The 25,044-nt window shown below is 62.6% G+C and carries 27 protein-coding genes; 14 read left to right on the forward strand and 13 right to left on the reverse strand.

The window, feature by feature from the left end:
- Nucleotides 1–6 precede the first annotated feature (6 nt).
- Complete coding sequence (locus FQ705_RS17475; protein ID WP_144143248.1) at nt 7–1,122, forward strand: hypothetical protein; 1,116 nt, start codon at nt 7–9, stop codon at nt 1,120–1,122.
- 20 nt (nt 1,123–1,142) lie between these two features.
- Here FQ705_RS17475 and FQ705_RS17480 read toward each other — a convergent pair whose 3' ends face one another.
- A complete protein-coding gene (locus FQ705_RS17480) occupies nt 1,143–2,243 on the reverse strand; it encodes an acyltransferase family protein (protein ID WP_186307888.1) in 1,101 nt (366 codons plus the stop codon).
- A gap of 306 nt (nt 2,244–2,549) precedes the next feature.
- On the opposite strand from FQ705_RS17480, the gene FQ705_RS17485 reads away from it, so the two are divergent.
- Complete coding sequence (locus tag FQ705_RS17485) at nt 2,550–2,822, forward strand: hypothetical protein (RefSeq protein ID WP_144143252.1); 273 nt, start codon at nt 2,550–2,552, stop codon at nt 2,820–2,822.
- Nucleotides 2,823–2,851: 29 nt separating this feature from the next.
- Here the strand turns inward: FQ705_RS17485 and FQ705_RS34115 are convergent, their stop codons facing one another.
- The gene (locus FQ705_RS34115) at nt 2,852–3,205 is read right to left on the reverse strand and encodes a hypothetical protein (RefSeq protein WP_186307889.1); all 354 of its coding nucleotides are present in this window, start codon (nt 3,203–3,205) and stop codon (nt 2,852–2,854) included.
- A gap of 341 nt (nt 3,206–3,546) precedes the next feature.
- On the opposite strand from FQ705_RS34115, the gene FQ705_RS17495 reads away from it, so the two are divergent.
- Nucleotides 3,547–5,127, forward strand: coding sequence for a tetratricopeptide repeat-containing sulfotransferase family protein (locus tag FQ705_RS17495; RefSeq protein ID WP_144143254.1), 1,581 nt, complete (start codon nt 3,547–3,549; stop codon nt 5,125–5,127).
- Complete coding sequence (gene cysC / locus FQ705_RS17500; RefSeq protein WP_260854553.1) at nt 5,124–5,660, forward strand: adenylyl-sulfate kinase; 537 nt, start codon at nt 5,124–5,126, stop codon at nt 5,658–5,660. Before FQ705_RS17495 ends, cysC begins: the two co-directional genes overlap by 4 nt.
- 40 nt (nt 5,661–5,700) lie before the next feature.
- On the opposite strand, the gene FQ705_RS17505 is transcribed toward cysC, so the two are convergent.
- Both FQ705_RS17505 and FQ705_RS17510 read right to left on the reverse strand, forming a co-directional pair.
- Nucleotides 5,701–5,946: a hypothetical protein gene (locus FQ705_RS17505; protein ID WP_144143258.1), complete on the reverse strand. Its 246-nt coding sequence runs from the start codon at nt 5,944–5,946 to the stop codon at nt 5,701–5,703.
- A gap of 249 nt (nt 5,947–6,195) precedes the next feature.
- A complete protein-coding gene (locus FQ705_RS17510) occupies nt 6,196–6,408 on the reverse strand; it encodes a DUF3820 family protein (RefSeq protein WP_144143260.1) in 213 nt (70 codons plus the stop codon).
- Between the two features lie 144 nt (nt 6,409–6,552).
- Between FQ705_RS17510 and FQ705_RS17515 the strand changes: the two genes are divergently transcribed.
- Nucleotides 6,553–7,605, forward strand: a complete 1,053-nt coding sequence (locus FQ705_RS17515) for an NADP(H)-dependent aldo-keto reductase (RefSeq protein ID WP_144143261.1) — start codon at nt 6,553–6,555, stop codon at nt 7,603–7,605.
- Between the two features lie 44 nt (nt 7,606–7,649).
- Here FQ705_RS17515 and FQ705_RS17520 read toward each other — a convergent pair whose 3' ends face one another.
- Both FQ705_RS17520 and FQ705_RS17525 read right to left on the reverse strand, forming a co-directional pair.
- Entirely contained in the window at nt 7,650–8,933 is a 1,284-nt protein-coding gene (locus FQ705_RS17520) for an MFS transporter (protein ID WP_144143263.1), read from the reverse strand.
- Nucleotides 8,934–9,038: 105 nt separating this feature from the next.
- Entirely contained in the window at nt 9,039–10,433 is a 1,395-nt protein-coding gene (locus FQ705_RS17525; protein ID WP_144143265.1) for a M20 family metallopeptidase, read from the reverse strand.
- 153 nt (nt 10,434–10,586) lie between these two features.
- Between FQ705_RS17525 and FQ705_RS17530 the strand changes: the two genes are divergently transcribed.
- Together FQ705_RS17530 and FQ705_RS17535 are read left to right on the forward strand one after the other, a co-directional pair.
- Entirely contained in the window at nt 10,587–11,549 is a 963-nt protein-coding gene (locus FQ705_RS17530; RefSeq protein WP_144143266.1) for a LysR family transcriptional regulator, read from the forward strand.
- 201 nt (nt 11,550–11,750) lie between these two features.
- Nucleotides 11,751–12,173, forward strand: coding sequence for a hypothetical protein (locus FQ705_RS17535; protein ID WP_116141074.1), 423 nt, complete (start codon nt 11,751–11,753; stop codon nt 12,171–12,173).
- Between the two features lie 84 nt (nt 12,174–12,257).
- Here FQ705_RS17535 and FQ705_RS17540 read toward each other — a convergent pair whose 3' ends face one another.
- Nucleotides 12,258–13,097, reverse strand: coding sequence for an ABC transporter permease (locus FQ705_RS17540; RefSeq protein ID WP_144143268.1), 840 nt, complete (start codon nt 13,095–13,097; stop codon nt 12,258–12,260).
- 133 nt (nt 13,098–13,230) lie between these two features.
- The gene (nodI, locus tag FQ705_RS17545; protein WP_144143270.1) at nt 13,231–14,145 is read right to left on the reverse strand and encodes a nodulation factor ABC transporter ATP-binding protein NodI; all 915 of its coding nucleotides are present in this window, start codon (nt 14,143–14,145) and stop codon (nt 13,231–13,233) included.
- Between the two features lie 287 nt (nt 14,146–14,432).
- Between nodI and FQ705_RS17550 the strand changes: the two genes are divergently transcribed.
- Entirely contained in the window at nt 14,433–14,897 is a 465-nt protein-coding gene (locus tag FQ705_RS17550; protein WP_144143272.1) for a universal stress protein, read from the forward strand.
- Nucleotides 14,898–14,958: 61 nt separating this feature from the next.
- Here FQ705_RS17550 and FQ705_RS17555 read toward each other — a convergent pair whose 3' ends face one another.
- The 3 genes from FQ705_RS17555 to lexA all read right to left on the reverse strand — a co-directional run bounded on the left by FQ705_RS17555 (nt 14,959) and on the right by lexA (nt 16,788).
- Nucleotides 14,959–15,639: a DUF2939 domain-containing protein gene (locus FQ705_RS17555; RefSeq protein WP_144143273.1), complete on the reverse strand. Its 681-nt coding sequence runs from the start codon at nt 15,637–15,639 to the stop codon at nt 14,959–14,961.
- A gap of 97 nt (nt 15,640–15,736) precedes the next feature.
- Entirely contained in the window at nt 15,737–16,081 is a 345-nt protein-coding gene (locus tag FQ705_RS17560) for a hypothetical protein (RefSeq protein ID WP_144143275.1), read from the reverse strand.
- 56 nt (nt 16,082–16,137) lie between these two features.
- The gene (lexA, locus tag FQ705_RS17565; protein WP_144143277.1) at nt 16,138–16,788 is read right to left on the reverse strand and encodes a transcriptional repressor LexA; all 651 of its coding nucleotides are present in this window, start codon (nt 16,786–16,788) and stop codon (nt 16,138–16,140) included.
- Between the two features lie 310 nt (nt 16,789–17,098).
- Here lexA and FQ705_RS17570 point away from each other — a divergent pair, with 310 nt between their 5' ends.
- The 6 genes from FQ705_RS17570 (at nt 17,099) to FQ705_RS17595 (ending at nt 23,364) form a co-directional block, all read left to right on the forward strand.
- A complete protein-coding gene (locus FQ705_RS17570; protein ID WP_144143279.1) occupies nt 17,099–18,139 on the forward strand; it encodes a sulfate ABC transporter substrate-binding protein in 1,041 nt (346 codons plus the stop codon).
- Between the two features lie 137 nt (nt 18,140–18,276).
- The gene (cysT, locus tag FQ705_RS17575; RefSeq protein WP_144143280.1) at nt 18,277–19,182 is read left to right on the forward strand and encodes a sulfate ABC transporter permease subunit CysT; all 906 of its coding nucleotides are present in this window, start codon (nt 18,277–18,279) and stop codon (nt 19,180–19,182) included.
- Nucleotides 19,179–20,204, forward strand: a complete 1,026-nt coding sequence (gene cysW, locus FQ705_RS17580; RefSeq protein WP_186307890.1) for a sulfate ABC transporter permease subunit CysW — start codon at nt 19,179–19,181, stop codon at nt 20,202–20,204. Before cysT ends, cysW begins: the two co-directional genes overlap by 4 nt.
- Nucleotides 20,204–21,262 carry a sulfate/molybdate ABC transporter ATP-binding protein gene (locus tag FQ705_RS17585; protein ID WP_144143282.1) on the forward strand — a complete coding sequence of 353 codons (1,059 nt, stop codon included), beginning with the start codon at nt 20,204–20,206 and terminating at the stop codon, nt 21,260–21,262. The genes cysW and FQ705_RS17585 overlap by 1 nt, the downstream gene beginning before the upstream one ends.
- A 42-nt stretch (nt 21,263–21,304) precedes the next feature.
- Nucleotides 21,305–22,231, forward strand: a complete 927-nt coding sequence (locus FQ705_RS17590; protein ID WP_144143284.1) for a CysB family HTH-type transcriptional regulator — start codon at nt 21,305–21,307, stop codon at nt 22,229–22,231.
- Between the two features lie 110 nt (nt 22,232–22,341).
- Nucleotides 22,342–23,364 (forward strand): asparaginase, encoded by a 1,023-nt coding sequence (locus tag FQ705_RS17595; protein WP_144143286.1) that lies wholly within the window; start codon nt 22,342–22,344, stop codon nt 23,362–23,364.
- A gap of 100 nt (nt 23,365–23,464) precedes the next feature.
- On the opposite strand, the gene FQ705_RS17600 is transcribed toward FQ705_RS17595, so the two are convergent.
- Nucleotides 23,465–23,866 (reverse strand): DUF3597 domain-containing protein, encoded by a 402-nt coding sequence (locus FQ705_RS17600; protein ID WP_144143288.1) that lies wholly within the window; start codon nt 23,864–23,866, stop codon nt 23,465–23,467.
- Between the two features lie 166 nt (nt 23,867–24,032).
- Nucleotides 24,033–24,932, reverse strand: a complete 900-nt coding sequence (locus FQ705_RS17605; RefSeq protein ID WP_144143289.1) for a LysR family transcriptional regulator — start codon at nt 24,930–24,932, stop codon at nt 24,033–24,035.
- Nucleotides 24,933–25,044 lie beyond the last annotated feature (112 nt).

Below are 25,044 nucleotides of genomic sequence, written 5' to 3' on the forward strand. Positions count from 1 at the left end.
TTCTTGATGGCTTTGCTCATCATCTGGTACAGGGCGCCGATGCGTATGGCGCACGGCTTTCTCTGGGCCGAGGATGCCGCGGTTTTCATGGCGCAAGCCCATCAGTTTGGCGTGAGATCAATCATCACCAGCTACGCGGGTTACCTGCATCTGATACCGCGGGTCATCGCATGGGTCCAGATGAAAATCTCGTCGGTCCAAACAGCGCCTCATTTCTTTGTCTTATGCTGCGCGGTCATCGTCTGTCTCTCCAGCGCCTGCATCGCAAAGACGCTCGACAATATTCGGCCGGGCGCGGCGATAGCGGTCGCCCTTGCTCCAGTGCTGTCGCCGCAGAACGGCGAGGTGCTTTTAACCATAACGAATTTGCAGTGGATGCTATTTCCACTGCTGATCGTCCTGCTCTGGGAATGTGTTTTCCAACCGCCTGAAAAGGGTTATGCGTGGAGAACGGCTCTGGTCGCCGTGCTTACCTTGACTGGGCCGTTCGGGGTGCTCGCGTGGCCTTTCCTCGCGGCCGCCGTAGTTCACGCGCTAAGGCAGCGCCGCCTGTCGTCCAGACAGGTCACATTGCTCGTGGTTTATTCGCTTGCGGTCGCTGTTCAGGTGTTCGTCATGATCAGGTTCCCGGGCGAGCAGCATCCTTCCGGCAAGATTGCGTGGGCGTCGCGAGCGTATAAAGAGCTGTTTCTCGATTATTTGCCGTCACAAGCCCCGATTTTGCTGGGTGCGGTTTTCGCGATTTTGCTGGCGCTAGTCGTGTGCCTGTCTCGCGGGGCGCTTGCGCTGGTGTCTATCGTGATCATGGGCGTTGCGATCTGGGCGTTGGGTGCAGTACGAATCAACATGTACGTCGCCAACTTCGTTTGGTACGGAGACGGTTCCCGGTACCTATATGTCCCACTCCTGTTCTTCATGTGGTGCGCCATTGTTTCCGCGGAAACGGCACGTTTTCGATGGGCGGCCGTGACGTCGGTATTCCTGGCTTGCGCGATGTTGCTCGCCAGTGTGTCGAAGTTCGAGGTTGCCGAATTCCCGGCAACCGTCATGCAGCGCACGGCGACGGGTTACGATATGGACGTGGCGCCGGGCTGGCATGTTCATGTCGATAGCGCCAGATAACGAACGTCCCGCCGAGGGCGTCACCGGACCTCAGGCTGGCCACGTGCCAGCCGCGCAGCATCCCCTGCGGCGCTCGTGCGCCGCTTCATCGCCAGCGCCCGTCGCTCAACCAGATGAAACGAAACAAAAGCGACCCCACACGACACCAGGATGCTAGCGACGATCTGAACGTCGATCCAGCCACGCGCGACTGGGCGCCTGCCGATCAAGGTGATCAACAATTCGGCGACCAGAAAATGCCAGATATAAATTCCGTATGAAAGGTCGCCGATAGCACCCGGAATTCGCACCGTAAAACGCGACATCGAACCTATCCCAATCACGATAATGGGAAATGCAACCATTTCCACGATGTCATAAACCCGGCGATCGCTATTCAAAAGCGCGATCAGCCATACCGCCATAAGAATTGGCGTCACTTGAGTAAGCCGCGTCACATCCTTTAAAAATGTTGCGATCATCGACCCGGCGAATAAGTAGAAAACACAGATCAAGCCGAGCCGAACAGGAAACATGAAAACAATCAGTTGCCCAACCTTCAGCGTAATCAGACTCGAAAACGAAAGCGTCGAATAATCGAAGTGGACAAACGCGGCGAACAGCAGGGCGGTCAGAACGGTCAGCAGCTTCGAGTAATCCAGTCGAGTGCCAAGCCAGCCCACAAACGCATAAAAGCTGAGTTCCGCCGTCAAGGAATAAAGCTGACCGATCAACGGTGCGCCACCAAATACACCAGGCAACGTCGAATTCAGCGGGAACACCAGCATGCTGCCCAAAAACCGCCAGGTCGCTCCCGACGCGAAATACTCCTTAACGGGCAAGCTGGACATCATCGGACCGATAAGCAGCGCCATAATCGGCACCGATACAAGCAAAGCCGGAAATATCCGCAAAATTCTCGACCGGAAAAAACCAGACGTGTCGTTATTGTTGCGGCTCTTCGTTATAAGAAATCCGCTAATGACACAGAATATATTCAGGCCGACGCCACCGAACGACTGGTTCCCGGTCGCGTCCGCCAGCGGATCCCCGCCGACGAAAACATCGTACGTATGACCCACCGCTACCAGAAGCGCCCCCAGCAGTCGTAGTGCATCAAAATTGTTCGATCGATGGGGCATCAGGCGGCTTCTGGTAGCTTCCACGGTTGCGCCGATCGGAGACCTCGGCTGAAGGGGAGCTTCAGCTGTGGCATCATTCGGCAGTGCAACGGATTTTCATCGCCAGCGCGTCAGAATGGCCCTCGATCACAACTGATTCGTGTGACGAAAGAGGGCGTCCAACCTTCCGATTCCCGCGAACATCGATCTGCTCCGTCCAGCAGGAGCGTCGCCCGCTCACCCGCTGTTGTCAACCCGAACAACCCTGAAGCAAAGCGCGTCCACGCCACCTTAAAGTTTTGCGCGTGCGCGCCGAAAACGATAAGCATGAAACACTTTTTCGACTACCCACTCGCCGAGCGATTCGGCTACGCCATGGCCGTCTTCATCGCTGCGGAAATGTCCGATCTCCAGCGCGCGATCGATTTGACGAACGTTCGACGCATCAAAGCCGGCCGACGCCCGCTCGAAGATGGTCTGATCGAAGACGTCTTGTCGTCGCTACGCAACCGGGGCCTCCTTCCCGCTGAAACGGACGTGAAAGCCGCGAACGGCGCAGAGCAGGCTGCCAACGTTCCGCGGACCAAAGCGACCCGCTGAAGCGCCGCATCCGGCATGGCGCCAAACGCTCAATGCCCATGCCCGCCGTGTCCACCACCGCCGCCGCTGCTCCACGAACTGCCGCCGCCACCGCCATACCCGCCACCGTGCCAGCCGCCGCCCCCGTGGCCGCCCCCGCCGTGCCATCCATTTCCGCCATGCCAGTAGCCATGGCCGTGGTAGTAGTAGCAGCAACCGCCGCCGCCCCAACCGCCATAGATGCCGACGCTGCCGTACACCGGCCCGTATGGTCCATAGCCGTACGCATACCCGTACCCAGGGTAGTACGGCGCGTAGCCATAGTCATAGGGCGGTGCGACCACGCATCCGGTGAGACTCGCCGCCGCTACCAACAGCACCATCGATGCAATGAGCCTGCTCACGATTTTCTCCCACGTATGTGAATGAGAAATCTCGCGCACAAACGAGTTCATTGCCATTTGTGTCCGCAAATTACGCTCCGACGGGGGCAGCGCCTCAGCGCGGATCGCACGTGCCAGCCAACACCATGATGGCGAGGCCTCGCGAGATTCTTCCGATCGCTTACCGATGATAAGCCTTGTAACAGTTAGTTAAATTTTCGCAACGTAACTGTAGGGCGCGCCTGTTAATTTCCCGTCAGACAAATCCCTTCGACTCCGCGCCCGTTTCAACGTGAGCGGACGAAAAAGCACGCATCCCCTGCCAGGCTCGCTCATGCGAAGCCTGCAAAAACCTGCCGCCAATGAAGCACGAACCTCAGCCGGCTAACTCATCCGAATGGCGCGCCGCAGGCGACGCCTGTGCCGCGCGCGGCGACTTCGCCGCCGCCTTGCAATGTTTCGACACCGCCCGCACCCTCGATCCCACCGACGCGGGCGCAATCGAGCGCTATGCCGCGACGCTTGCAGCGCTGAACCGTTTCCCCGAAGCCGTGGCCGGTTTTCGCCAGGCGATCGCGCTCGACCCGCACAACAAGGACTCGCATCACGGTCTGGGCTGGTCGTACGAACAGATGCATCGGCTGGAGCAGGCCGTGAGCGCTTATCACGAAGCGGCGCGCGTTAGCCCGAACGCGGACGGCTCGCTCAACAACATGGGCAACTGCCTGCAGGCGCTAGGGCGTTTCGACGAAGCGCACGAGGCGTATCGCCGCGCGATCGCCGCCGCGCCGCAAGTGCCGCTGTATTACCGCAATTTCGTGCAGTCCAAACGCCTGACGATCGACGATCCCGTGTTCCTCGTCCTGGAGCAATTCGTCGCGCACGCGGATTCGCTGAGCCAGGCCAATCAGGCGGAGATTCACTTCGCGTACGGCCAGGCGCTGTCCGATCTCGGTCGCAACGACGAGTCGTTCGCACACTTTCTGAAGGGCAACGCGCTGCATCGCGCCGGCGTGCCTTATAACGAAGCGGAAACGCTCGGCCTCTTCAAGCATCTGCCCGACCTGATGACGTCGGAAATGCTCGCCCGGAAGCAAGGCCTGGGCGAGCCGTCGGCGGCGCCCATTTTCATCCTCGGCATGCCGCGCTCGGGCTCGACCCTGATCGAACAGATTCTCGCGAGCCATCCGCAGGTGTTCGGCGCCGGTGAGCGCACGGAATTCGCCGAGGCGTTGGTGAATTGCATCCGCCGCACGTCCGACGATCCGCTCCGAATCGATATCGACGCCATGCAGGGCGTGGACGCGACTCAACTGGGCGCGCTCGGCGCGGACTATTTGCACCGCATGCGCGACGCGCAACCGGAACTTCAGGGCGGATCGCCGGATAACGCGCCGCACTACACGCATTTCACCGACAAATATCCGTTCAACTTCATCAACATCGGCCTGATCCATCTGGCGCTGCCGAACGCACGCTTCATTCACAGCAAGCGTGCGCCGTTGCAAACCTGCCTGTCGGTTTTTTCGCGGATATTTCACGACGTGCCCTTCAGTTACGACCTCGGCGAACTGGGTCGCTACTACCGCGCTTACGATGCCTTGATGCAGCACTGGCAACGTGTGCTGCCCGAGGGCGTGATGATCGAGGTGGAGTACGAAGACCTCGTGGAAGATTTCGAAACCAACGTGCGCCGCCTGCTCGCGCATTGCAGGCTCGATTGGGACGATCGTTGTCTCGCGTTTCATCAGACGACGCGCCGGGTGAGCACCGCGAGTGCGGCGCAGGTACGTCGTCCGCTCTACAAGAGCTCGCTACGCCGCTGGCAGCCGGAGCGTACGCTGTTGCAGCCGCTACTCGATGGATTGGGACCGCAACTCGCGCCCGCCGACGATCACACCGAATGCGAGACCGCGACGGCCCCAACGGACCACAAGTCATGAGCGCAAGGGGCGCCGTGATCTGGATGACGGGGTTGTCCGGCGCGGGCAAATCCACTTTGGCGAACGCCTTGCATGAACGTCTGACCGCAGCGGGCCATCGCGCGATCGTGCTGGATGGCGACGCGTTGCGGCGCGGGCTCAATGCGGACCTCGGCTTCGCTTCCGGGGATCGCAGCGAAAACCTGCGCCGGGTTGCGCATGTCGCACAGTTGTTCAGGCAGCAAGGGTTCGTCGCGATCGTCGCCGTGATTTCGCCCGAGCATCGACATCGGTTGACGGCGCGCGAGATCGTGGGTGAAGGGTTCGTCGAAGTGTTCGTGAGCGCGCCGCTCAAGGTGTGTGAAGCGCGCGACGTCAAAGGACTTTATGCCCGTGCGCGCCGTGGCGAGATTGCGCATTTCACCGGTATTTCCGGCCCCTTCGACCCGCCGCTTGCGCCGGACGTGGTGATCGAGACCGATCGTGTGCCGCTCGACGAAGCTGTCGAACGCCTACTCGCGCAGTTGCGTGCGGCAGGGCGTTTGTCCGGCTAGAGCCTGAGCCGCGAATCGCGAATCGCGAATCGCGCTCACGCTATCGCAGCACCGCGACGGAATGATGCAGGGCAGGGTACACGCCGACAATAAACGCCGCATACAACGCCGCCATCGTCACGCCGGCCGCCGTACCCCACACGTCGCGCGAGGCAGCGCCCTGGCGGAAATGCATGGGCAAGCCCACCACCAGATAGCCGAACAGAAAAAAGGCGATGACAGCTCGCACGGGCGATAGATCGTGACCGATGAATTCAAGCAAAGCGGGCAAGGTGAATGCGGACATGAACGGGTCGCCGGATGGCGTACGGATGAGGCGCGAAGTGTTCGAGGCATCGGCAGAAGAAGCTGTGCGATGACCTCGATGAATCAAGCAACGACTGAAGCGGATTTAAGCTCACCCGACGACAAGGTGCAAGGGAAAGTCTGTATGAATTTGTACAGCTTTCGATTCGGCTTGCACGCAGCCTGCGCGCTCGCTTTCATCGGCCTTCGCTGCACGTCATGGCGCTTTCATTTCTTGCCCGACATTGGCTTATCGCTTGCGCAGCGGCTCGATCAGCGACGACAAACCGTTGTGATCGATCTCGTGCATCAAGGCAAGCAGCCGGCCGATTTCGCCGGGTGGGAAACCTTGGGCCGCGAACCAGTTTAGATAGTGACCGGGTAGGTCCGCAATCAAACGGCCTTTATATTTCCCGTAGGGCATCACGCGCGTGACCAGCAGTTCGAGGTGTTCGGAGTTCATCGCTAGGCGGTCGGCGCAGAGATCGTTGATGCAGGCGAACGCACGGGGTGTGCGCGGAAAAACGCATTTTAGCGCGCGCTGCAGGCATTGCGCCGGCGTGGTAACGTCAGCGCTTTCCGTTCATCTTTCAACAGGACAAGTTCGATGGAACACCGCAGACTCGGCGACTCCGATGTGCAGGTTAGCCTGATTGGTCTGGGCACCATGACGTGGGGCGAGCAGAACACCGAGCAGGAAGCGCACGCCCAGATCGACTACGCACTCGATCACGGCGTCAATCTGATCGACACGGCTGAAATGTATCCGGTGCCGCCGCGCGCCGAGACGCAAGGTTCGACAGAACGCTATATCGGCACGTGGCTCGCGCAGCATCGCAGCGCGCGCGAGAAGATCGTGCTGGCCACCAAGATCGCCGGCCCGGCGCGTCAGCCGCATAATCCGCGCCATATTCGTGGCGAGGGCAACCAGTTCGATCGCAAGAATCTCACCGAAGCGCTCAACGACAGCCTGAAGCGTTTGCAAACGGACTATGTCGATCTGTATCAGTTGCACTGGCCGGATCGCAACACGATGACCTTCGGCCGCCCGTCGTACCCGTGGATCGACGACGAATACACGGTGCCCATCGAAGAAACGCTGTCGGTGCTGGCCGAGTTCGTCAAGGCGGGCAAGGTGCGCCATATCGGCGTGTCGAATGAAACGCCCTGGGGCGTCGGGCAGTTTCTGCGCGCGGCCGAGAAACTTGGCTTGCCGCGCATCGTCAGCATCCAGAATCCGTATAGCCTCCTGAACCGCACGTACGAAGTGGGTCTGTCGGAATACGCGCATCGCGACAACATCGGCTTGCTGGCTTATTCGCCGCTGGCGTTCGGCTGGTTGTCGGGCAAGTATGAAGGCGGCGCGCGGCCCGACGGCGCACGCATTTCGCTGTTCGAGCGCTTCAAGCGCTACAGCAAGCCGCAAGCGATCGAAGCGACCACGCGTTACGTCGAACTGGCCAGGCAGCATGGCTTGTCGCCTGCGCAATTCGCGCTCGCTTTCGTGAACAGCCGGCCGTTCGTGACCAGCAATCTGATCGGCGCGACCTCGCTCGATCAGCTGAAGGAAAACATCGCCAGCGCCGAGGTCAAACTGTCGCCGGAAGCGCTCGAGCAAATCGACGCGCTGCACGAGTTGCAGCCGAATCCCGCACCGTGATGCGGACGCTGAGTGCGCGCGGGGCTAGTCCAGCCCCGCTGCACTCAGCGAATCTTCAGCTTCGTGCGCACGGCGTAGAGCGCCAGCAAACTCGCCGCCGCGCAGAACATCAGGTAAAAACCGGGCGCTAGCTTGTTGCCGCTGGCGTCGATCAGCCAGGTGATCACGAAGGGCGCAAAGCCGCCGAACACCGTTACGCCGACGTTGTAGCTCACCGACAAGCCGGTCGCGCGCGTCTGCGTCGGGAATATCTCCGACATCAAGGCCGGCAGCGCGCCGAAGTAGGTCGCCTTCAACACGCCGATCCAGATCAACGCGAGCAGCATCGTCGTGAACGACGGATGCGCATTCATGTACACGAACGCCGGATAGACCGTCGCCAGCATCAACACGGCAGCCACGGCCATGATGCGGATCCGTCCCATGCTGTCGGACAGATGACCCGCGAACGGCGTCAGCACCGTCAACACGACGCCGGTGGCGAGCGTGGCCGCGAAACCGGTCGAGGCGGGCAGATGCAGTTGCTTGATCGCATACGTCGGCATGTACAGGATCATGTAATTGGCTGCCGTCGAAATGATCAGCGAGCCGACCGCCAGCAGCATGCGCAGCTTCTGCGTGCCGAACAGATCGCCCAGGGGCGTGCGGGTTTTCGGCTGGGTGTCGAACTCCGCGCCTTCATCGACGTAGCGGCGAATATAGAAACCGACTGGCCCGATGGCGAGGCCGAACAGAAACGGCACACGCCAGCCCCACGACTCGAGTTGCGCCATGCTGAGCTGACTCGTCAGCAACGCGCCGAAGCCGGACGCGAGCAACGTGGCCAGACCCTGACTCGCGAACTGCCAGCTGCCCATGAAGCCACGCCGCGTCGGCGCATGTTCGACCAGAAACGCCGTCGACGCACCGAATTCCCCACCCGCCGAAAAGCCCTGCACGAGTCGCGAAAGCATGATGCCCGCCGGCGCCCACAAACCGATCGCCGCATACGGCGGCATCACCGCGATCGTCAAGGTGCCGACCATCATCAACGCGATCGACAGCAGCAGCGATGCCTTGCGCCCGGCGCGATCCGCGAGCGAGCCCAGCACGAGGCCGCCGAGCGGGCGGATCAGATAGGAAATGCCGAAGGTGCCGAGCGTGAGCATCAGCGAAATCGCCTCGGTGCGCGCGGGGAAAAACAGCTTCGCAATCGTCACCGCAAAGAAGCCATACACGACGAGGTCGAACCATTCGAGCGCATTGCCGATCGACGCCGCGAGAATGATGCGATGGACCTTCGCGGTCGACGGCCGCGCGGCGCTGGCTTGCAAGGTGGACGTGCTCATCGTGGACGGATCTCGTGACGGATGCGGCTTGCGGCGTGCTGCGCTCGCTCAGGTTCGCGAAGGTCTCGCGCGGTTCGTACAGCTTTCAGGTGGTCGTTGAAACAGTCATCCGGCTCGCGCATGCGGCGAGTTCTCGCCCAGATCCCAGAAAAGCCCCGCCATGATCTGCAGACCTTCGCGCACGACCGGCCCGAGCAGATGCTCGTTGGGCGCATGCTGCGAACACGCGGGATAGGAATGCGGCACCCAGATGGTCGGCAAGCCCAGCGTGTCCGCGAAGACCTCGTTGGGCAACGTGCCGCCCAGGTTCGGCAGTACCGCCGTCTTCTTGCCGGTGGTTTGTTCGAGCGAGGCGATCGCCCACGTGACCCAGGGGTCGTCCGGGTTCAGTCGTGTGGCCGGCGCGCCGCGTTCGACCTCGATCTGCACAAGAGAGAATCCGTGAGCATCGAGATGGGCGCGCAGATGCTCTTCGAGCCGATGCCAATCGGTGCCGACCACGAAGCGCAACTGGCAATGCGCGAATGCCGACGACGGAATCGCATTCACCGGGTTCTCGGGATTGCCCGCCTTGAAGGCGAGTATTTCGAAGCTGTTCCAGCCGAACACACGCTCGGGCGCGGAGAGGCCGGGTTCGCCCCAGTTCTCGTCGACCTCGGGGTCGCCCGGGCCGCCGCCTACCGAGATATCCGCCAGAGCACGACGCACGGCTTCCGGAATCGGCGGCGGACGTAAGCCGTCCACGGCAATCACGCCACGTGCGTCGACGAGGCTGGCCAACGCGTTCGCCAGCACGGTGGCCGGATTGCGCAGCAGCCCGCCCCAGTTCCCCGAGTGATGCGCGCCGTCGCGCAGATTGAGCGAGAGTTTGAAGTTCACCGACCCGCGCGAGCCGAGAAACACCGTCGGGCGGCGTGCGGCGAGACGCGGGCCGTCGGAGGCGATCAGCACGTCGGCGGCCAGTTCCTGCCGGTGCGCACGGCAGATCGCGTCGAGGCCCGGCGAGCCGGTCTCTTCGCCCATCTCGATCAGCAGCTTCGCGTTGAAACCGAGCTTGCCGCCGCGCGCGGCCAGCACGCTCGCCAGCGCTGCCAGGTTAATGGTGTGCTGGCCTTTGTTGTCGGCGGTGCCGCGGCCGAACCAGCGTTCGCCTTCGATCGTCACGGCCCACGGCGTCAGCGGTGCACGCCACTGGTTGTCGTAGCCGCGTACGACGTCGCCGTGGCCATAGATCAGCACGGTGGGCAGGTGCTCGCCCTCGTGACGGCTCGCAATCAGAAACTGACCGAAGCCTGCCACCGGGTTGTCGACGATGCGTGTCTCGAAGCCGAGACGCCCGGCTTCGGGCGTGATTTCGTCAGTCAGATACGCGAGCAGGGTGGCGGCGCGGTCGCTTTCCTGGCTTTCCGTGCGAAAGCCGACGCGGCGGTTGAGGTCTTCGAGAAAGGCGCCCGATTCGAAATGCTGCGTGGCGTGCTCGATGGCCTGATGGCGGGTCATGGTCGTCTCCAATGCGGGGGGCTGGGGTGCCTGTAGTGTCGAATTGATTCTAGGAGGCCGTTTTTTTTGTCACAATGATCGTGTTTCGAAGCTTGCGTTGCCGAAAAGGCAAAGCTCGAGCATGCTCATCCGGGATCGACGAGGCACCGCTTCATGGCACTTTCGCTGCACGGCATTGCCCTGCGTTACTTCGTCGAAGTAGCGCGCTCCGGTTCGATTAGCGACGCCTCCGCGCGGCTGCATGTGGCCGTGTCGGCGATCAGCCGGCAGATTGCGCGGCTCGAGAGCGAGCTCGGGGTGGCGCTGTTCGAACGTCGTCCGCGTGGCATGGCGCTCTCGGAAGCCGGCGAGCGGCTGCTCGTCTACGCTCAGCGCAGCCTGCTCGAGGCGGCGCACGTGATGAAGGAGATCGGCGGCCTCGAGAGCCTGCACGGCAGCATGATCAGGGTGGCGAGTTCGGAAGGGTTCGCGGCGGACTTCCTGCCGGGGGCGCTGGCGAGCTTTCGGCGCCAGTATCCCGGCATCGATTTCACGCTCTCGGTGATGTCGCCGGGCGAGGCCACGCGCCGCGTGCGCGAGGGTGACGCAGACCTCGCGCTAACCTTCAGCCTCGCGCCGGAGAAGGGCGTCAAGGTCGAGCACACCGAGCGGGCGCCGGTATTCGTGCTGCTGCGCGCCGATCATCCGCTGGCCGTGCGCGCGAAAGTGTCGCTCGCGGACTTGCAGCGTTATCCGCTGGTCCTGCCCGAACCGGGCACGACCATCCGCCAGTTGATCGACATCACATGCGCGCTCGAAGGCATCCTGCTCGAGCCCGATCTCACCTGCGACAACAGCGCGGCAATGTATCGCTACGCGCAGAAGTCCGGCGCGATCATGTTCACGGGACTGCTGTCGGTACGCGATCGTTACGCGGATGACGGCTTCGTGGTGATGCCGCTCGTCCATCCGCAGATGCGTCAGCGCAGCATTCAGGTGCAGACCATGGCGGGGCGCGAGTTGCCGCCGTCGGTGCGGGCTTTTCGCGATCATCTGATCGTCGAGATTGCCGGAACGAAGCCCCCGGCGGGCGGGAGGGCGAAGACCGGCCGGCAGCGCAGCGGGCGTGCAACGTGACGCATGGGAAGGCAAATGTCTCTGCCGGAACGCGAATCACGACCTAAACTGTGGTGGACGGGGCGGGCGGTCAATGCCGGCATGCGCGGCTTGCGATGTTGCGGTGCACGCCAGTGGTAGGATTCAGCCCGAAAAATGGCGAGCGGCGTGCCAGCAATACGACACGCCTGTTCACAACAGAGCGATAGGACTCAGGACACAATGGCGCAACAAAAAACAAACCCAAAACTTGAGCAGGCGCTGACGCGCGGGGATCTGGCTATCCGTCAGGCAAATTCGGCACGAGCAACCGCCTTGCTGCGCGCGCTCGGCAAGATGATCGTGGATGCCTCGGCGACGATCGGGGTCGAAGCTTTTACGCTGATCCCCGACGGCGACAAGATCTACGATCCGGCCGACGGCTTGTGGCCGCAGGAGTTGCAGGTCTCGCTCGACGGTCCTGTCGAGGAAGCCGATCCGGACGAGGTGCGCACGGTGCGCCTGATCGCCGACGATCCGGGCACGGTGTTTCGCGTCGAATGGCAGCGCGCCGACGGCAAGATCGGTCGCCAGGATGGCGGCCCGTTCGCGACGGTGGCGTTCATTTCCGACGTGGATATTCCGTGGACGGACGACGAGGATTGAGGCGCGACTCGAGCCTGACTTGAGCGCGGCTTAACCCTTCGATGTTTCCAGTTGCGCCGGCGTTCGCCGGCGCAACGCAGCTTCCTATTTCATCATCCTGCGGCGAAACAGAATCGCCGAAATCACGAATCCACCTACGGCATACGCCGCCAGCACGGCCACATGCAGCAGCACCGCATCGACCGGGCGCCCGAGCATCGCGGGCCGGATCAGATCGACCGCATGCGCCAACGGCAACACGTTGGTCGCCACGCGCGCGGCGGGCGGCAGTTGCGACGCCGGAAAGAACACGCCGGAGAGCAGCAGCATCGGCGTCAACACCAGCGTTTGATAAAACATGAAGAAGTCGTATGACGGCGCGAGGGCCGTCACGATCATGGTGGTGCTGGCAAACGCTAATCCGGTCAGCACGATGACCGGCAACGCCAGCAGCATCGACGGAAAATTCGCGTAGCCCAGCGCGCCCGCCACCAGCATGATCGCCGCGCCCGAGAGCACCGACTTGCTGCCCGCCCAGATGACCTCGCCGAGCACGATGTCGCCGAGCGTGAGCGGCGTGTGCATGATCGCCTCCCAGGTGCGCTGCACGTGCATGCGCGAGAAGCCCGAATACATGGCTTCGAAGCTCGCGGACATCATCACGCTCGAGGCCACCGTGCCCGCCGCCAGAAACGCGATATACGACACGCCGTCGACATGTCCGACCATCAGTCCCAGCCCGAAGCCGAGGCCGAACAGATAGATCATCGGATCGGCGAGGTTGCCGAACATCGAGGCGATCGCGAGTTTCTTCCACACCAGATAGTTGCGACGCCATACGGCGACCCAGTTCGTCGCGTTGGCGGGGAACGCGGCGAAGGGTTCCTGTTTCGACGGCTTGTTGCTCGGGGTGTGGTCCGGGGCGTGGTACGTGCGTGCGTCCATTGCGTGTCTCGTGCTGGTGTGGTGCCTGTGTGGTGCTGGTGTGGTGCTGGTGTGGTGCTTTTCCGGAGCGTGGGTGGTGCGCTGTGCTGCGCGCGCGGTGTTCTGAATTGCGCTTACAGAGAACTCATGCGCTTCAATCCTGCATCTCGCGGCCGGTGAGCCGCAGGAACACATCTTCCAGATTGGCCGGGCGATGCAGATAGCGCAAATCCGTTCGCTGCTTCAGTTTCGCGTGAACGGGTTGGGCATCATGCACATAACAGAACAGTGTCTCGCCGCTGATCTCGGTGCGCTCGGCGAGCGGCGCGAGTTCATCGCGCAGCGCTTGTGGATCGGGACCGAAAATCTCGATCACGTCGCAGCCAATTTCAGACGCGATCAACACGCTCGGCGCGCCTTCGGCGATCTTGCGGCCTTCTTCGATCACGCACAGGCGATGGCAAAGCCGCTCGGCCTCTTCCATGAAGTGCGTGGTCAGCAGAATGGTCTTGCCGCGCGCGAGCAAGGAGCGCAGACGCTCCCAGATCAGATGCCGCGCTTGAGGATCGAGGCCGGTGGTCGGCTCATCCATGATCAGCACGTCGGGATCGTTGACGAGCGCGCGCGCCAGCGTGAGGCGTCGCTTCATGCCGCCCGACAACTCGCTCACGCGTGCGTCCGCCTTGCTCTCGAGGCGCGCGAATTCGAGCAGCGACGGCACCATCGCCCGACATTGCGCGGCGCTCAGACCGAAGTAGCGGCCGAACACGAGCAGGTTCTCACGCACCGTGAAGTCGGGATCGAGATTGTCGAATTGCGGCACCACGCCGACCCGCGCCCGCGCGATGCGGGCGCGGCCGGGGACCGGTTCGCCGCACAGGCGAATCGCGCCTGCGTCCGGCGCGGCGATACCGAGCAGCATGCGCAGCGTGGTGGTCTTGCCCGCGCCGTTCGGGCCGAGCAAGCCGAAGCATTCGCCGGCGTTGACGTGAAACGACAGTCCGTCGACGACCGTCTTCTCGCCGTAGCTTTTTTTGACCTGATTAAATTCGATAGCGACTTCAGACATGGATCGATCCAGGCTCCGGGAAAAGGCACGAATGACCGTGAAGGCCGCTCATTCTAGGACATTGGCCGACTCGCGGCGGGACCGCTGAAGGGTCGAATAAGCCGCTTCTTGCACTGCCGCATGAAGCAACCGGCGACGCCTCAGGAAGGGCAGACCCCGCTCGCACCGGATTAGGGCGCAGCTAGTGCGCGACAATTGCGCACTTAGCGTTTTCCATCCCTTGCAACCTGAATTGCGGCGCACCATGATTGATTTACACCGCGCTTATCGCGGGAAGGGAGAAAACCATGGCGAGCTACCAGAAAATCCTGTTGTGCTACGACGGCTCGCGAGAAGGCCGCAAAGCACTGCGCTGCGGCGCCGATCTTGCGATGGACCTGAAGGCCGAAACGCACCTGCTCTCGGTGGTGGACATGCGTTCCAGCATTGCGCAAAGTGCAGGCCTGCTGACCGACGTGGCATGCGGCAGTTTCGAAAAGACCGCGCGCGATGTTCTGAAGGAGGGCGTGGACTGGCTCACCGAGCGCGGCGTGAGCGCGCAGGGGCATTTCGCCTTCGGTCATCCAATCGATGAAATCGCCAACCTCGCGAACGATTTGCACGTGGACCTCGTGGTGGTCGGCCACCGCTGCCGAACCGGTTTGTCGCGCTGGTGGATGGGCGCGGGCAATACGCCGCTGCTCGACCGCGTTTCGTGCAGCATTCTGGTCGCGTGTTCTTCCGCGCAGGAGCAACAGCAGGCCGCGGCTTGATACGCGTTCGCTGGGAACGCGCTGACCAGCGTGGCGGCCGTGGCTCAATCCGCGTCGACGATCATTCGTTCAGATTGACCGCGGCCAGCTTCCAGGTGAATAAGCCTTCACGCTGAAAGATCGCCGAGTAACGCGCGTCACCCGCGCCGTGCTGGTACGTGACGACGAATTGATTAAGGCTGCGATAGCCCGCCGTGGTTTGCGGCGGTTGCGTTGGCGTGGTGTCCGCCTGGTTTGCCGCACTGCTGCTGGGCGGGTTGGCCTCAGCAGGTGAGGCCGGCGTGGCTGAAGTCCCGGCGTCCGCCGAAGGGCTGTTCACCGAAGGCGACGCCGATGCTGCCGGCGGCACCGGTGGCCGCTCACCCGGATTGCCACGCGGCGGCATGCCATTGAGCAGGGCCGCTACGCCATCGGGCGTCGCGTAAGCGTCGACGAGCGGACCGATCAAGGCCACGCCGATCATCGCACCGATAGCGGCCAGCGGATTGCCGCTGCTGTGCACATCGAGCCGGCGCGTTAGCAAGCCGGTGACCTGCTGCTTCAGACTCTCGCGCAACGCGGGAAAGTCGACATACTGATTGACGGTCTGCGCGTCGCGCGCGTCGGCGGCACGCTTCAGATTGTTCAGTGCGATATACGGTGTCGCATAAGCAAACCCTAACGCGGCGATCACCACGATCACGATCAGGGTAACGATTAGCGGCCGGGTGGCGCCGCCTTTGTTGCGTGTCGAAACTGCCATCGAGTGGGATTCTCCATCAGGTGTGATCTAACGATGGACCATCGCCACGCGAAAACGATCCCACGCAATGCGATCTCGTCGCCCGCACGAGGACGCTTCAAGACTCGAACACGGCGCCGTGCACGTTGGCTTCTTCAGCAATGCAGCGATCGATCATGCGGCACACCGCGTCCATCGTTCCCACCATGATCAGGCGCGACGGCCCATGGTAGACCCGCACCGGCGCACGCCGGGCCGGCTCGGCCGTATTCAGCCCGGAGTTCAACGACACCCGTGCGAAGGCCGGCAGCGACGAAGGCAGACTCGATTCGCCCACAGGCGAATCGAACAGCGACGGCGTGCTCCCGGTGGACGCCTCGATCAATGAGCACGGCACCAGCTTGCGCAAATGGCGCAGACGACCGAACTGGCGAAAAGGCAGCAGGCGGGCAAGGCGTTCCATGAGTCTCTCCAGGCGTTGCAACGTTGGACGGCGGATTCTTGGGCGAACAGGGCGGGTTAGAACTCGCCTGGGCGGATCAGCCCCACGGCGATGCCCTCCAGCGCGAACTCCGCGCTGCCGGTCTCAACGAAGATGTTGTCGTAATCGGGGTTCTCGGCAATCAGCTCGAGACCGTTCGGCCGGCGCTTCAGGCGCTTGACCGTGACGTCGTCGCCCAGCCGCGCAATGATGATCTGCCCGTCTTTGGCTTCGCTCTTCTTCTGCACGGCGAGCAGGTCGCCGTCGAAAATGCCCGCGTCGCGCATGGACAGGCCGCGTACCTTCAGCAGGTAATCGGGCTTGCTCGAGAACAACGCCGGGTCGCAGGCGTAATGCTGCGAGATATGTTCCTGCGCGAGGATCGGGCTACCCGCCGCCACCCGGCCGATCAGCGGCAGCGACAACTGCATGATGCTGGCGTGCGGCAGCGTGAACTGGTAAGGCGAGTCTTCCGGACCGCTCAGCAGACGAATGCCACGCGATGCGCCAGCCGCGAGTTCGATCACGCCCTTGCGAGCCAGCGCGCGCAAATGCTCTTCTGCCGAGTTGGCCGAGCTGAAGCCCAGTTCGGCGGCGATCTCCGCTCGGGTGGGCGGGAAACCGGTGCGTTCGATCGCCCGGCGGATGAGATCGAAAACCTGCTGCTGTCGTGCGGTGAGTTTTGTCATGGCCACTGTATGTATGAACAGGTGACTGTATTTTTATACAGTATTCGGCGCAATTCAAGCTTTACTTTAAGTTCGTCGCGAAGGGGGACGTTACATCGCCGCTCGCGGGTGCTCAAACACCCCTTTTCGTGCCGCAACGCCTTATCCCGCTGTCGTTACCACTTTTGAGTATTAAAGAATGAAGAAACATTATTTTTAATGATGAAAGCTCTTCGATAGACTGCCCTCGAGTTGGCGCTCATGTGCACGTGACCGCGACGTAGAACAACACCACACGCTGTTTCAGCGGACCACTACGCGGAGAATTGACATGCATCATCGAGATACGGGACGGGCAGGCAAGATCAGACAACTGCTCGCGGCGCTCGCCCTGGGCGCGGCAGGCGCGCTCGGCGTAATGGCCCACGCGCAGGCCGCCGACACCACGCTGCTGAACGTCTCCTACGACCCGACGCGCGAGCTGTATCAGGACGTCAATCAGGCGTTCGGCAAGGAATGGAAGGCCAAGACGGGTGAAACGATCACCTTCAAGCAGTCGCACGGCGGCTCGGGCGCTCAGGCGCGCTCGGTGCTGGACGGCCTGCAGGCCGACGTCGTGACGCTGGCGCTCGCTTACGACATCGACGCACTGGCCAGCAAGGGCCTGCTCGACAAGGGCTGGCAGAAGCGCTTGCCGGACAACGCGTCGCCCTATACGTCGACGATCGTGTTCCTGGTGCGCAAGGGCAACCCGAAACACATCAAGGATTGGGACGATCTGACCAAACCGGGCGTGTCGATCGTGACGCCGAATCCCAAGACCTCGGGCGGCGCACGCTGGAACTACCTCGCCGCGTGGGCCTACGCCGAGCATCTGCCGGGCGGCAATGATCAGAAGGCCAGGGAGTTCGTCGGCAAGCTCTATAAGAATGCCGGCGTGCTGGATTCGGGCGCGCGCGGCGCGACCACCAGCTTCGTGCAGCGCGGCATCGGCGACGTGCTGATCGCGTGGGAAAACGAGGCATTCCTGTCGCAAAAGGAGTTCGGTTCGGACAAGTTCGAAATCGTGGTGCCGTCGGTCAGCATTCTGGCCGAGCCGCCGGTCGCGGTCGTGGACAAGGTCGTCGACAGGCACGGCACGCGCAAGCTGGCCGAGGCGTATCTGAACTTCCTGTATAGCGAAGAAGGTCAGGAAATCGCCGCGAAGAACTTCTACCGTCCGCGTTCGAACAAGGTGCCGGCCGAACTGACCGCCAAGTTTCCGAAGCTGAAGCTGTACACGGTGGACGATTCGTTTGGCGGCTGGGCCAACGCGCAGAAGACTCACTTTGCCGACGGCGGCGTATTCGATTCGATCTACCAGCCGCAGTAAGACGGTTCGCCGATGCCTGAAAACGGCATCGGCGGCAAAGCGGCGCGAAGTCATGCGTCGCTTTCGAGCGCGCCCAGTGGGCGCGCTTTTGGCTAGCCAGAGCACAACACGAGCATCAACCTGAGCGAGTATCGAGCATGACCACGTTGACCTTCCGCAAACCGAGCGCGTTGCCCGGTTTTGGCCTGACACTCGGCATCACGGTGGCTTATCTGAGCCTCGTGGTGCTGATTCCACTTGCGGCGACCTTTCTCAAGACCGCCTCGCTCGACTGGAGTCAGTTCGTGCGCGCGGTCAGTTCGCCGCGTGTGCTTGCGTCGTATCGCCTGACGTTTTTCTCGGCGCTCGGCGGCGCGCTCATCAACGCGGTGTTCGGCTTTCTGGTCGCGTGGGTGCTGGTGCGCTACACGTTTCCGTTCAAACGCATCGTCGATGCCGTAGTCGATCTGCCGTTCGCATTGCCGACGTCGGTGGCCGGTATTTCGCTCGCGGCGGTGTACGCGGGCAATGGCTGGATCGGTCAGTTTCTCGAACCGCTCGGTTTGAAGATCGCCTTCACGCCGGCGGGCGTGCTGGTCGCGCTGACCTTCATCGGCTTGCCGTTCGTCGTGCGTACGGTGCAGCCGGTGCTCGAAGAATTCGAACGCGAACAGGAAGAGGCGGCCGCTTGCCTCGGCGCATCGCGTTGGCTGACGTTTCGGCGGGTCGTTTTGCCGGCCGTGTTTCCGGCGCTGTTGACGGGCTTCGCGCTGGCCTTCGCTCGTGCACTCGGCGAATACGGCTCGGTGATTTTCATAGCCGGTAACGTGCCGATGAAGTCGGAGATCACCTCGCTTCTCATCATTACCAAGCTCGAGCAATACGATTACGCGGGCGCCACGGCGATCGCCGTGGTGATGCTGGTCGTGTCGTTCCTGATGCTGTTGTTCATCAACACCCTGCAGTGGTATTTGCAGCGTCGCACGAGTCGCGGCGGCGCGGGTCCGGCACCGGGCGCCGCCAGCGTGGCAAGTGTTGCGGCGATCGGCGGAGGTGCGCAATGAGCCGCCCGTCCCTGAACGATGCGAAGACCGCCGGCAATGGTAACCCCGCAGTCGCCGTGGCGCCGCGTGCGCCGCTGAACGTCGCGCGCCGGCCCGATCCGGTCACCGAACCGCCGGTGGTGCGCTGGATTCTCATCGGCATCGCGCTGCTGTTTCTCGCGCTGTTTCTGGTCGTGCCGCTCGTCGCGGTGTTCTATCAGGCCTTGAACAAGGGCCTCGGCTTCTATCTGGAATCGCTCGCCGATCCGGACGCGCTCTCGGCCATCAAGCTGACGGTGATCACCGCTGCGATCGCCGTGCCGCTGAACCTCGTGTTCGGCCTTGCGGCCTCGTGGTGTATCGCCAAGTTCGAGTTTCGCGGCAAGGCGCTGCTGACGACGCTGATCGATTTGCCGTTCTCGGTTTCGCCGGTAATCTCGGGCCTGATCTACGTGCTGATGTTCGGCGCGCAAGGCTGGTTCGGCCCTTGGCTGATAGACCATAACGTGCAGATCATTTTCGCGGTGCCGGGCATCGTGCTGGCGACCATCTTCGTCACGTTCCCGTTCGTCGCGCGTGAACTGATTCCGCTGATGCAGGCACAAGGCAACGACGAAGAAGAAGCCGCGCACGTGCTCGGCGCGTCGGGCTGGCAGATCTTCCGCCGCGTCACGCTGCCCAACGTCAAATGGGGCCTGCTGTACGGCGTGATTCTCTGCAATGCGCGGGCGATGGGCGAGTTCGGCGCGGTGTCGGTGGTGTCGGGCCATATCCGCGGCCAGACCGACACGATGCCGCTGCACGTCGAAATTCTCTACAACGAATACAACTTCTCGGCGGCGTTCGCCGTGGCGTCGGTGCTGGCGCTGCTGGCACTCGTCACGCTCGGTTTGAAACTGCTCGCCGAGCGCCATATGTCGGCGGAACTGTCGGCCGCGCGCGATGTGCCCGCGTACGCCGGTCCAGTCACAGCGTCCGCTGCCGCTAGTGCTACACACGCGATCAATGCGTCGCAACACCCGCTCAAGCAAGGAGAGCTGTAATGGGTATCACCGTTCGTAACCTGCAAAAGCGCTTCGGCGATTTCGTCGCGCTCGATAACGTTTCGCTCGACTTTCCGCCGGGCGAACTGGTTGCGCTGCTCGGGCCGTCGGGTTGTGGCAAGACCACCTTGCTGCGCGTGATCGCGGGCCTCGAATACGCGGACGGCGGCCAGGTGGTGCTGCAAGGCCAGGATGTCGCAACGGTCGGCGCGCGTGAGCGTGAAGTCGGCTTCGTGTTCCAGCATTACGCGCTGTTCCGTCATATGACGGTGTTCGAGAACGTGGCCTTCGGCTTGCGCGTGAAGCCGCGCAAGGAGCGGCCTTCGGAAGCGGTGATTCGCGAGAAGGTGCACGAGTTGCTCAAGCTCGTGCAACTCGACTGGCTCGCGCAACGTTATCCGTCGGAGTTGTCGGGCGGTCAGCGGCAACGGATTGCGCTCGCACGCGCATTGGCGGTCGAGCCGAAGGTGTTGCTGCTCGACGAACCGTTCGGCGCGCTCGATGCGAAGGTGCGCAAGGAACTGCGCAGCTGGCTGCGGCGTCTGCACGACGACCTGCATATCTCGACGATCTTCGTGACACACGATCAGGAAGAAGCGCTCGAAGTGGCCGACCGCATCGTCGTATTGAATCGTGGTCACGTGGAACAGGTGGGCAGTCCGCAGGACGTCTACGACCATCCGCAAACTTCCTTCGTCTACGAGTTTCTCGGCGCGGCCAACCGCCTGCATGGCAAGGTCGACGCAAGCGGTTTCGTGGTGGACGGCGCGGCACTGCCGGTGTCGATCAAGGCCGATTTCAGCGGCCCGGCTTTCGCGTATGTGCGTCCGCACGATCTGCAGTTGTATCCGCAGGCGTCGGGTCACCGTGAGGGCATCGTCGTCGACGTGCGGCGCGTGGTGACGCTCGGCGGCTCGGTGCGGGTCGAACTCGCGGGCCGCGAGGGCAATCTGCTCGAAGCCGAACTCGATCGCGAAGCATGGCGCGATCTGCAACTGTCGATCGGCGACGGCGTCACCGCCGTGCCGCGCGCGTTGCGCGTATTTCCTGCACAGTAAAACTCGAATAACTCAACTCTGGCTGAACCGGAGACATCAAAAATGAACTTCCAGCAACTGCGCTTCGTGCGCGAAGCCGTGCGTCAGAACATGAATCTGACCGAAGTGGCGAACGTGCTGTACACGTCGCAATCGGGCGTGTCGAAACAGATCAAGGATCTGGAGGACGAACTCGGCGTCGATATTTTCATTCGACGCGGCAAGCGTCTCACGGGTCTGACCGAGCCGGGCAAGGCCGTGCATCAGCTGATCGAGCGCATGCTGCTCGACGCGGAAAATCTGCGCCGCGTGGCGCGTCAGTACGCCGATCAGGACAGCGGTCACCTGGTCGTCGCGACGACTCATACGCAGGCGCGCTACGCGCTGCCCAAGGTGATCCGTCAATTCACCGAAGTGTTCCCGAAAGTGCATCTGGCGCTGCGCCAGGGCAGTCCGCAACAGATCGCGCAGATGATCATCAACGGCGAAGCGGACATCGGCATCTCGACCGAAGCGCTCGACCGCTTCCCGGATATCGTCACGTTCCCGTGCTATTCGTGGCATCACATCGTGGTCGTGCCGAAGGACCATCCGCTGGTGGGCCGCCCGAATCTGACGCTCGACGACATCGCCGAATTCCCGATCATCACCTACGATCAGGACTTCACGGGCCGTTCGCACATCGACCAGGCATTCGCGAAAGCGGGCGCGTTGCCCGACGTCGTGCTGACCGCGATCGACGCCGACGTGATCAAGACCTACGTCGAACTCGGCATGGGGATCGGCGTGGTCGCGGCGATGGCCTACGATCCGAAGCGCGATAGCGAACTGGTGGCGCTCGACACGGAGCATCTGTTCGAAGCGAGCACGACGCGCGTCGGTCTGCGCAAGGGCGCGTTTCTGCGCGCCTATGCCTACCGTCTGATCGAGATGTTCGCGCCGCAGTTGAACGAAGCGGAAATCGCCGCGCAGTTGCGCGAAGCGGTTTAAGGTCGCGCGCCGGGCTCGCGCGGCCTGGCGCAGCCGGAAAGCCTCGAAACGAACGGGCAGCCGTTTTTTCGCACCTGGCGGCCGGCGGCGCATCGCTTACAATCGCCGCCATGAATACGATCACTTCCTCTAGCGTTTTCCCGTCACTGTCACGTATCGCCGTGCTCGCCACCGGCGGCACGATCGCGGGCGCGGCGGCGGACGCCACCAATACGTCGGGCTATCAGGCCGGCGTGGTGGGCGTCGATCAGTTGCTCGCGGTGGTGCCGGCGTTGTCCTCGGTGGCGCGGATCGCGGCCGAACAGATTGCAAGCGTGGACAGTAAAGACATGGCGATGCCGCTGTGGACCACGCTCGCGCAACGCATCAACACGCTGCTCGCGAGCGATGAAATCGACGGCGTGGTGGTCACGCACGGCACCGACACGCTTGAAGAAACTGCCTATCTGCTGCACCTGACCGTCAAGTCCGACAAGCCCGTCGTGCTGACTGCCGCGATGCGCCCGGCCTCGGCGTTGTCGGCGGATGGGCCGCTCAATCTGCTGAACGCCGTGACGGTCGCGGCACACGCGGGGTCGCGTGGGCAGGGCGTGCTGGTTGCGTTCAACAACAGGATTCACAGCGCACGCGACGTGGTCAAGACGAGCACCTATGCCGTCGACGCATTCCAGTCACCCGAAGTCGGCGCGCTCGGCTGGGTCCAGGATGGACGGGTCGAATTCCAGCGCAGCGTCGTGCGTCCGCATACGCTCGCAACTGAATTCGTGATCGGCCCGAACTGGCCGCTCGTGGAAATCGTCACGAGCTATGCAGGCGTTTCGCGGCTTGCGGTAGATGCCCTGGTCGGCGCCGGTGTACGCGGCATCGTGGTAGCGGGGACGGGGAATGGTTCGATTCACGCCTCGGTGCAGCAGGCGTTGGCCGACGCCGCCTCGCAGGGCGTGGCGGTGGTGCGCTCGTCGCGCGTAGGGTCGGGGCACGTGATGCGCAACGGCGCAGCCGCCGACGATGCGCTCGGCTTCATCAGCGCGGGTTCGCTGAATCCGTACAAAGCGCGCGTATTGCTGATGCTGGCTCTGGCGGCGGGCGGCGCAGGACCGGTTGCGCTACAGAAGGTGTTCGATACGTATTGATTCGCGTAGTGCCACGGGACCCTGTCCCGCACATGAACGTTCGATGAAAAACGCGGCGCCCGGATCGATCTCCGGGCGCCGCGTTTGCGTGGGTGAGTGCCTAGCTCGCCAGATCCGCAGGCAGCTTGCCGCCGTTTGCCGCCAGCGCTTTCATCACCTGTTTGTGCAGCCAGATGTTCATGCTTGCCGAATCGTTCATGTCGCCGTCGTACTTCAACTCATGGGCGAGTTGTTTGCGATGCTCGAGGCTGCTGTCGACGCCGAGCGCCTTCAGCGTGTCGACGATCGACACGCGCCAGTTCAGCGTTTGTCCGCTCTCGCTCACGAACTGGTCCATGACGACCGCGACGTCGACGTCGGCCAGCGGCGGCGGTGCGGGCGTAGCGGCCGGAGCCGCCGCTTGCGCCGCTGCCGGGTCCGGTGTCGGCTCGACGGTGGGGGCAGGCTGGTCGGGCTTCGCTTTGCCGAAGAGCTTGTTCACGATGTCACCAAAGATACTCATGCTGAATCCTTTGCAGAGGGGTTAAGGAAGCTTCAGGAAGCTTCAGGGAGCAACCGACTCAACGAGTGTAGGAGATCGTGCGGACCGATGTGTCAAAAAAGGTCGACGCGGTTTTCCCGACCACACCAGGCTGTCCGGACCCGCCTTCCGCTCGTGCACCGCGCACTCAATATCGCACGTCCCGCGCAAACCACTCCGCCAAAAAGTCGACGAATGCGCTGACCTTGGCCGACAACGTCAGCCGCTCGCCGTACACCGCGAATACATCCGCGCTCGGCAGCGACCATTCCGGCAACACCATCTGCAAGGCGCCCGATTGCAGATGCGCGCGCGCATCCCACTCCGAGCGCATCAGCACGCCGTGACCGTCGAGCGCCCAGCTGAGCGCGGTTTCGCCGTCGTTGGTGCTGAGGCCGCCGCGTACTTTGACGGTTTCCTGCTTGCGTCCGCGATGCAGGTGCCAGGTGCCGTACGCCGCGTCGCTCTCGCGCAGCACGATGCATTGATGCCGCTGCAGGTCGCGCGGCGTGGCGGGCGTGCCGGCGCGTGCCAGATAGTCCGGCGACGCGCACAGAAAGCGGCGGTTCGGCGCGATCTTGCGCGCGACGAGCCGGGAATCCGGCATTTGCCCAAACGCAATCCCGACGTCGTAGGCTTCGTCGGTGAGTTTCATGGCACGGTCGGTGAGTGTCAGTTGCACTTCGACTTCGGCGAACTGCCGCGAGAACGCTGAAATGACCGGCGCGATATGCCGCCGCCCGAAGCCGAACGTCGCATTGACACGCAGCAGCCCACGCGGCACCGCGCGCCGGCTCGATACCGAACGGTCGAGTTCTTCCAGTTCCGCGAGGATCTGTGCGCCGGTCGCGAGATACATCTCGCCTTCCTGGGTGACGCTGATGCGCCGCGTCGTACGGTTCAGCAGCCGTACGCCGAGGCGCTGCTCCATCCGCGCGAGCCGCGTGGTGACGGCGGGCGGCGTGATGCCGAGTTCGCGAGCCAGCGCCGACAGGCTGCCGTGTCGGACCAGCTGGACGAAAAACGAGAGATCGGAGACGGAATCCATTTATAAATTCAACTTAACAATAGAGTTAAGGAGATTGAATTATACGACTCCAGCTTCTGGATAAACTGTCTCCATCAAGAATGCGCCACCGATAAAACAGCGCATCGCGAGA

The organism is Paraburkholderia sp. BCC1884 (assembly GCF_900996225.1).
GTDB lineage: Bacteria > Pseudomonadota > Gammaproteobacteria > Burkholderiales > Burkholderiaceae > Paraburkholderia.

Bases quoted from the DNA above. Each gene is read 5' to 3' on its own strand.
- FQ705_RS17475 (WP_144143248.1), top strand. From the start codon at position 7: ATGGCTTTGCTCATCATCTGGTACAGGGCGCCGATGCGTATGGCGCAC.
- FQ705_RS17480 (WP_186307888.1), bottom strand. From the start codon at position 2,243: ATGCCCCATCGATCGAACAATTTTGATGCACTACGACTGCTGGGGGCG.
- FQ705_RS17485 (WP_144143252.1), top strand. From the start codon at position 2,550: ATGAAACACTTTTTCGACTACCCACTCGCCGAGCGATTCGGCTACGCC.
- FQ705_RS17495 (WP_144143254.1), top strand. From the start codon at position 3,547: ATGAAGCACGAACCTCAGCCGGCTAACTCATCCGAATGGCGCGCCGCA.
- cysC (WP_260854553.1), top strand. From the start codon at position 5,124: ATGAGCGCAAGGGGCGCCGTGATCTGGATGACGGGGTTGTCCGGCGCG.
- FQ705_RS17505 (WP_144143258.1), bottom strand. From the start codon at position 5,946: ATGTCCGCATTCACCTTGCCCGCTTTGCTTGAATTCATCGGTCACGAT.
- FQ705_RS17510 (WP_144143260.1), bottom strand. From the start codon at position 6,408: ATGAACTCCGAACACCTCGAACTGCTGGTCACGCGCGTGATGCCCTAC.
- FQ705_RS17515 (WP_144143261.1), top strand. From the start codon at position 6,553: ATGGAACACCGCAGACTCGGCGACTCCGATGTGCAGGTTAGCCTGATT.
- FQ705_RS17520 (WP_144143263.1), bottom strand. From the start codon at position 8,933: ATGAGCACGTCCACCTTGCAAGCCAGCGCCGCGCGGCCGTCGACCGCG.
- FQ705_RS17525 (WP_144143265.1), bottom strand. From the start codon at position 10,433: ATGACCCGCCATCAGGCCATCGAGCACGCCACGCAGCATTTCGAATCG.
- FQ705_RS17530 (WP_144143266.1), top strand. From the start codon at position 10,587: ATGGCACTTTCGCTGCACGGCATTGCCCTGCGTTACTTCGTCGAAGTA.
- FQ705_RS17535 (WP_116141074.1), top strand. From the start codon at position 11,751: ATGGCGCAACAAAAAACAAACCCAAAACTTGAGCAGGCGCTGACGCGC.
- FQ705_RS17540 (WP_144143268.1), bottom strand. From the start codon at position 13,097: ATGGACGCACGCACGTACCACGCCCCGGACCACACCCCGAGCAACAAG.
- nodI (WP_144143270.1), bottom strand. From the start codon at position 14,145: ATGTCTGAAGTCGCTATCGAATTTAATCAGGTCAAAAAAAGCTACGGC.
- FQ705_RS17550 (WP_144143272.1), top strand. From the start codon at position 14,433: ATGGCGAGCTACCAGAAAATCCTGTTGTGCTACGACGGCTCGCGAGAA.
- FQ705_RS17555 (WP_144143273.1), bottom strand. From the start codon at position 15,639: ATGGCAGTTTCGACACGCAACAAAGGCGGCGCCACCCGGCCGCTAATC.
- FQ705_RS17560 (WP_144143275.1), bottom strand. From the start codon at position 16,081: ATGGAACGCCTTGCCCGCCTGCTGCCTTTTCGCCAGTTCGGTCGTCTG.
- lexA (WP_144143277.1), bottom strand. From the start codon at position 16,788: ATGACAAAACTCACCGCACGACAGCAGCAGGTTTTCGATCTCATCCGC.
- FQ705_RS17570 (WP_144143279.1), top strand. From the start codon at position 17,099: ATGCATCATCGAGATACGGGACGGGCAGGCAAGATCAGACAACTGCTC.
- cysT (WP_144143280.1), top strand. From the start codon at position 18,277: ATGACCACGTTGACCTTCCGCAAACCGAGCGCGTTGCCCGGTTTTGGC.
- cysW (WP_186307890.1), top strand. From the start codon at position 19,179: ATGAGCCGCCCGTCCCTGAACGATGCGAAGACCGCCGGCAATGGTAAC.
- FQ705_RS17585 (WP_144143282.1), top strand. From the start codon at position 20,204: ATGGGTATCACCGTTCGTAACCTGCAAAAGCGCTTCGGCGATTTCGTC.
- FQ705_RS17590 (WP_144143284.1), top strand. From the start codon at position 21,305: ATGAACTTCCAGCAACTGCGCTTCGTGCGCGAAGCCGTGCGTCAGAAC.
- FQ705_RS17595 (WP_144143286.1), top strand. From the start codon at position 22,342: ATGAATACGATCACTTCCTCTAGCGTTTTCCCGTCACTGTCACGTATC.
- FQ705_RS17600 (WP_144143288.1), bottom strand. From the start codon at position 23,866: ATGAGTATCTTTGGTGACATCGTGAACAAGCTCTTCGGCAAAGCGAAG.
- FQ705_RS17605 (WP_144143289.1), bottom strand. From the start codon at position 24,932: ATGGATTCCGTCTCCGATCTCTCGTTTTTCGTCCAGCTGGTCCGACAC.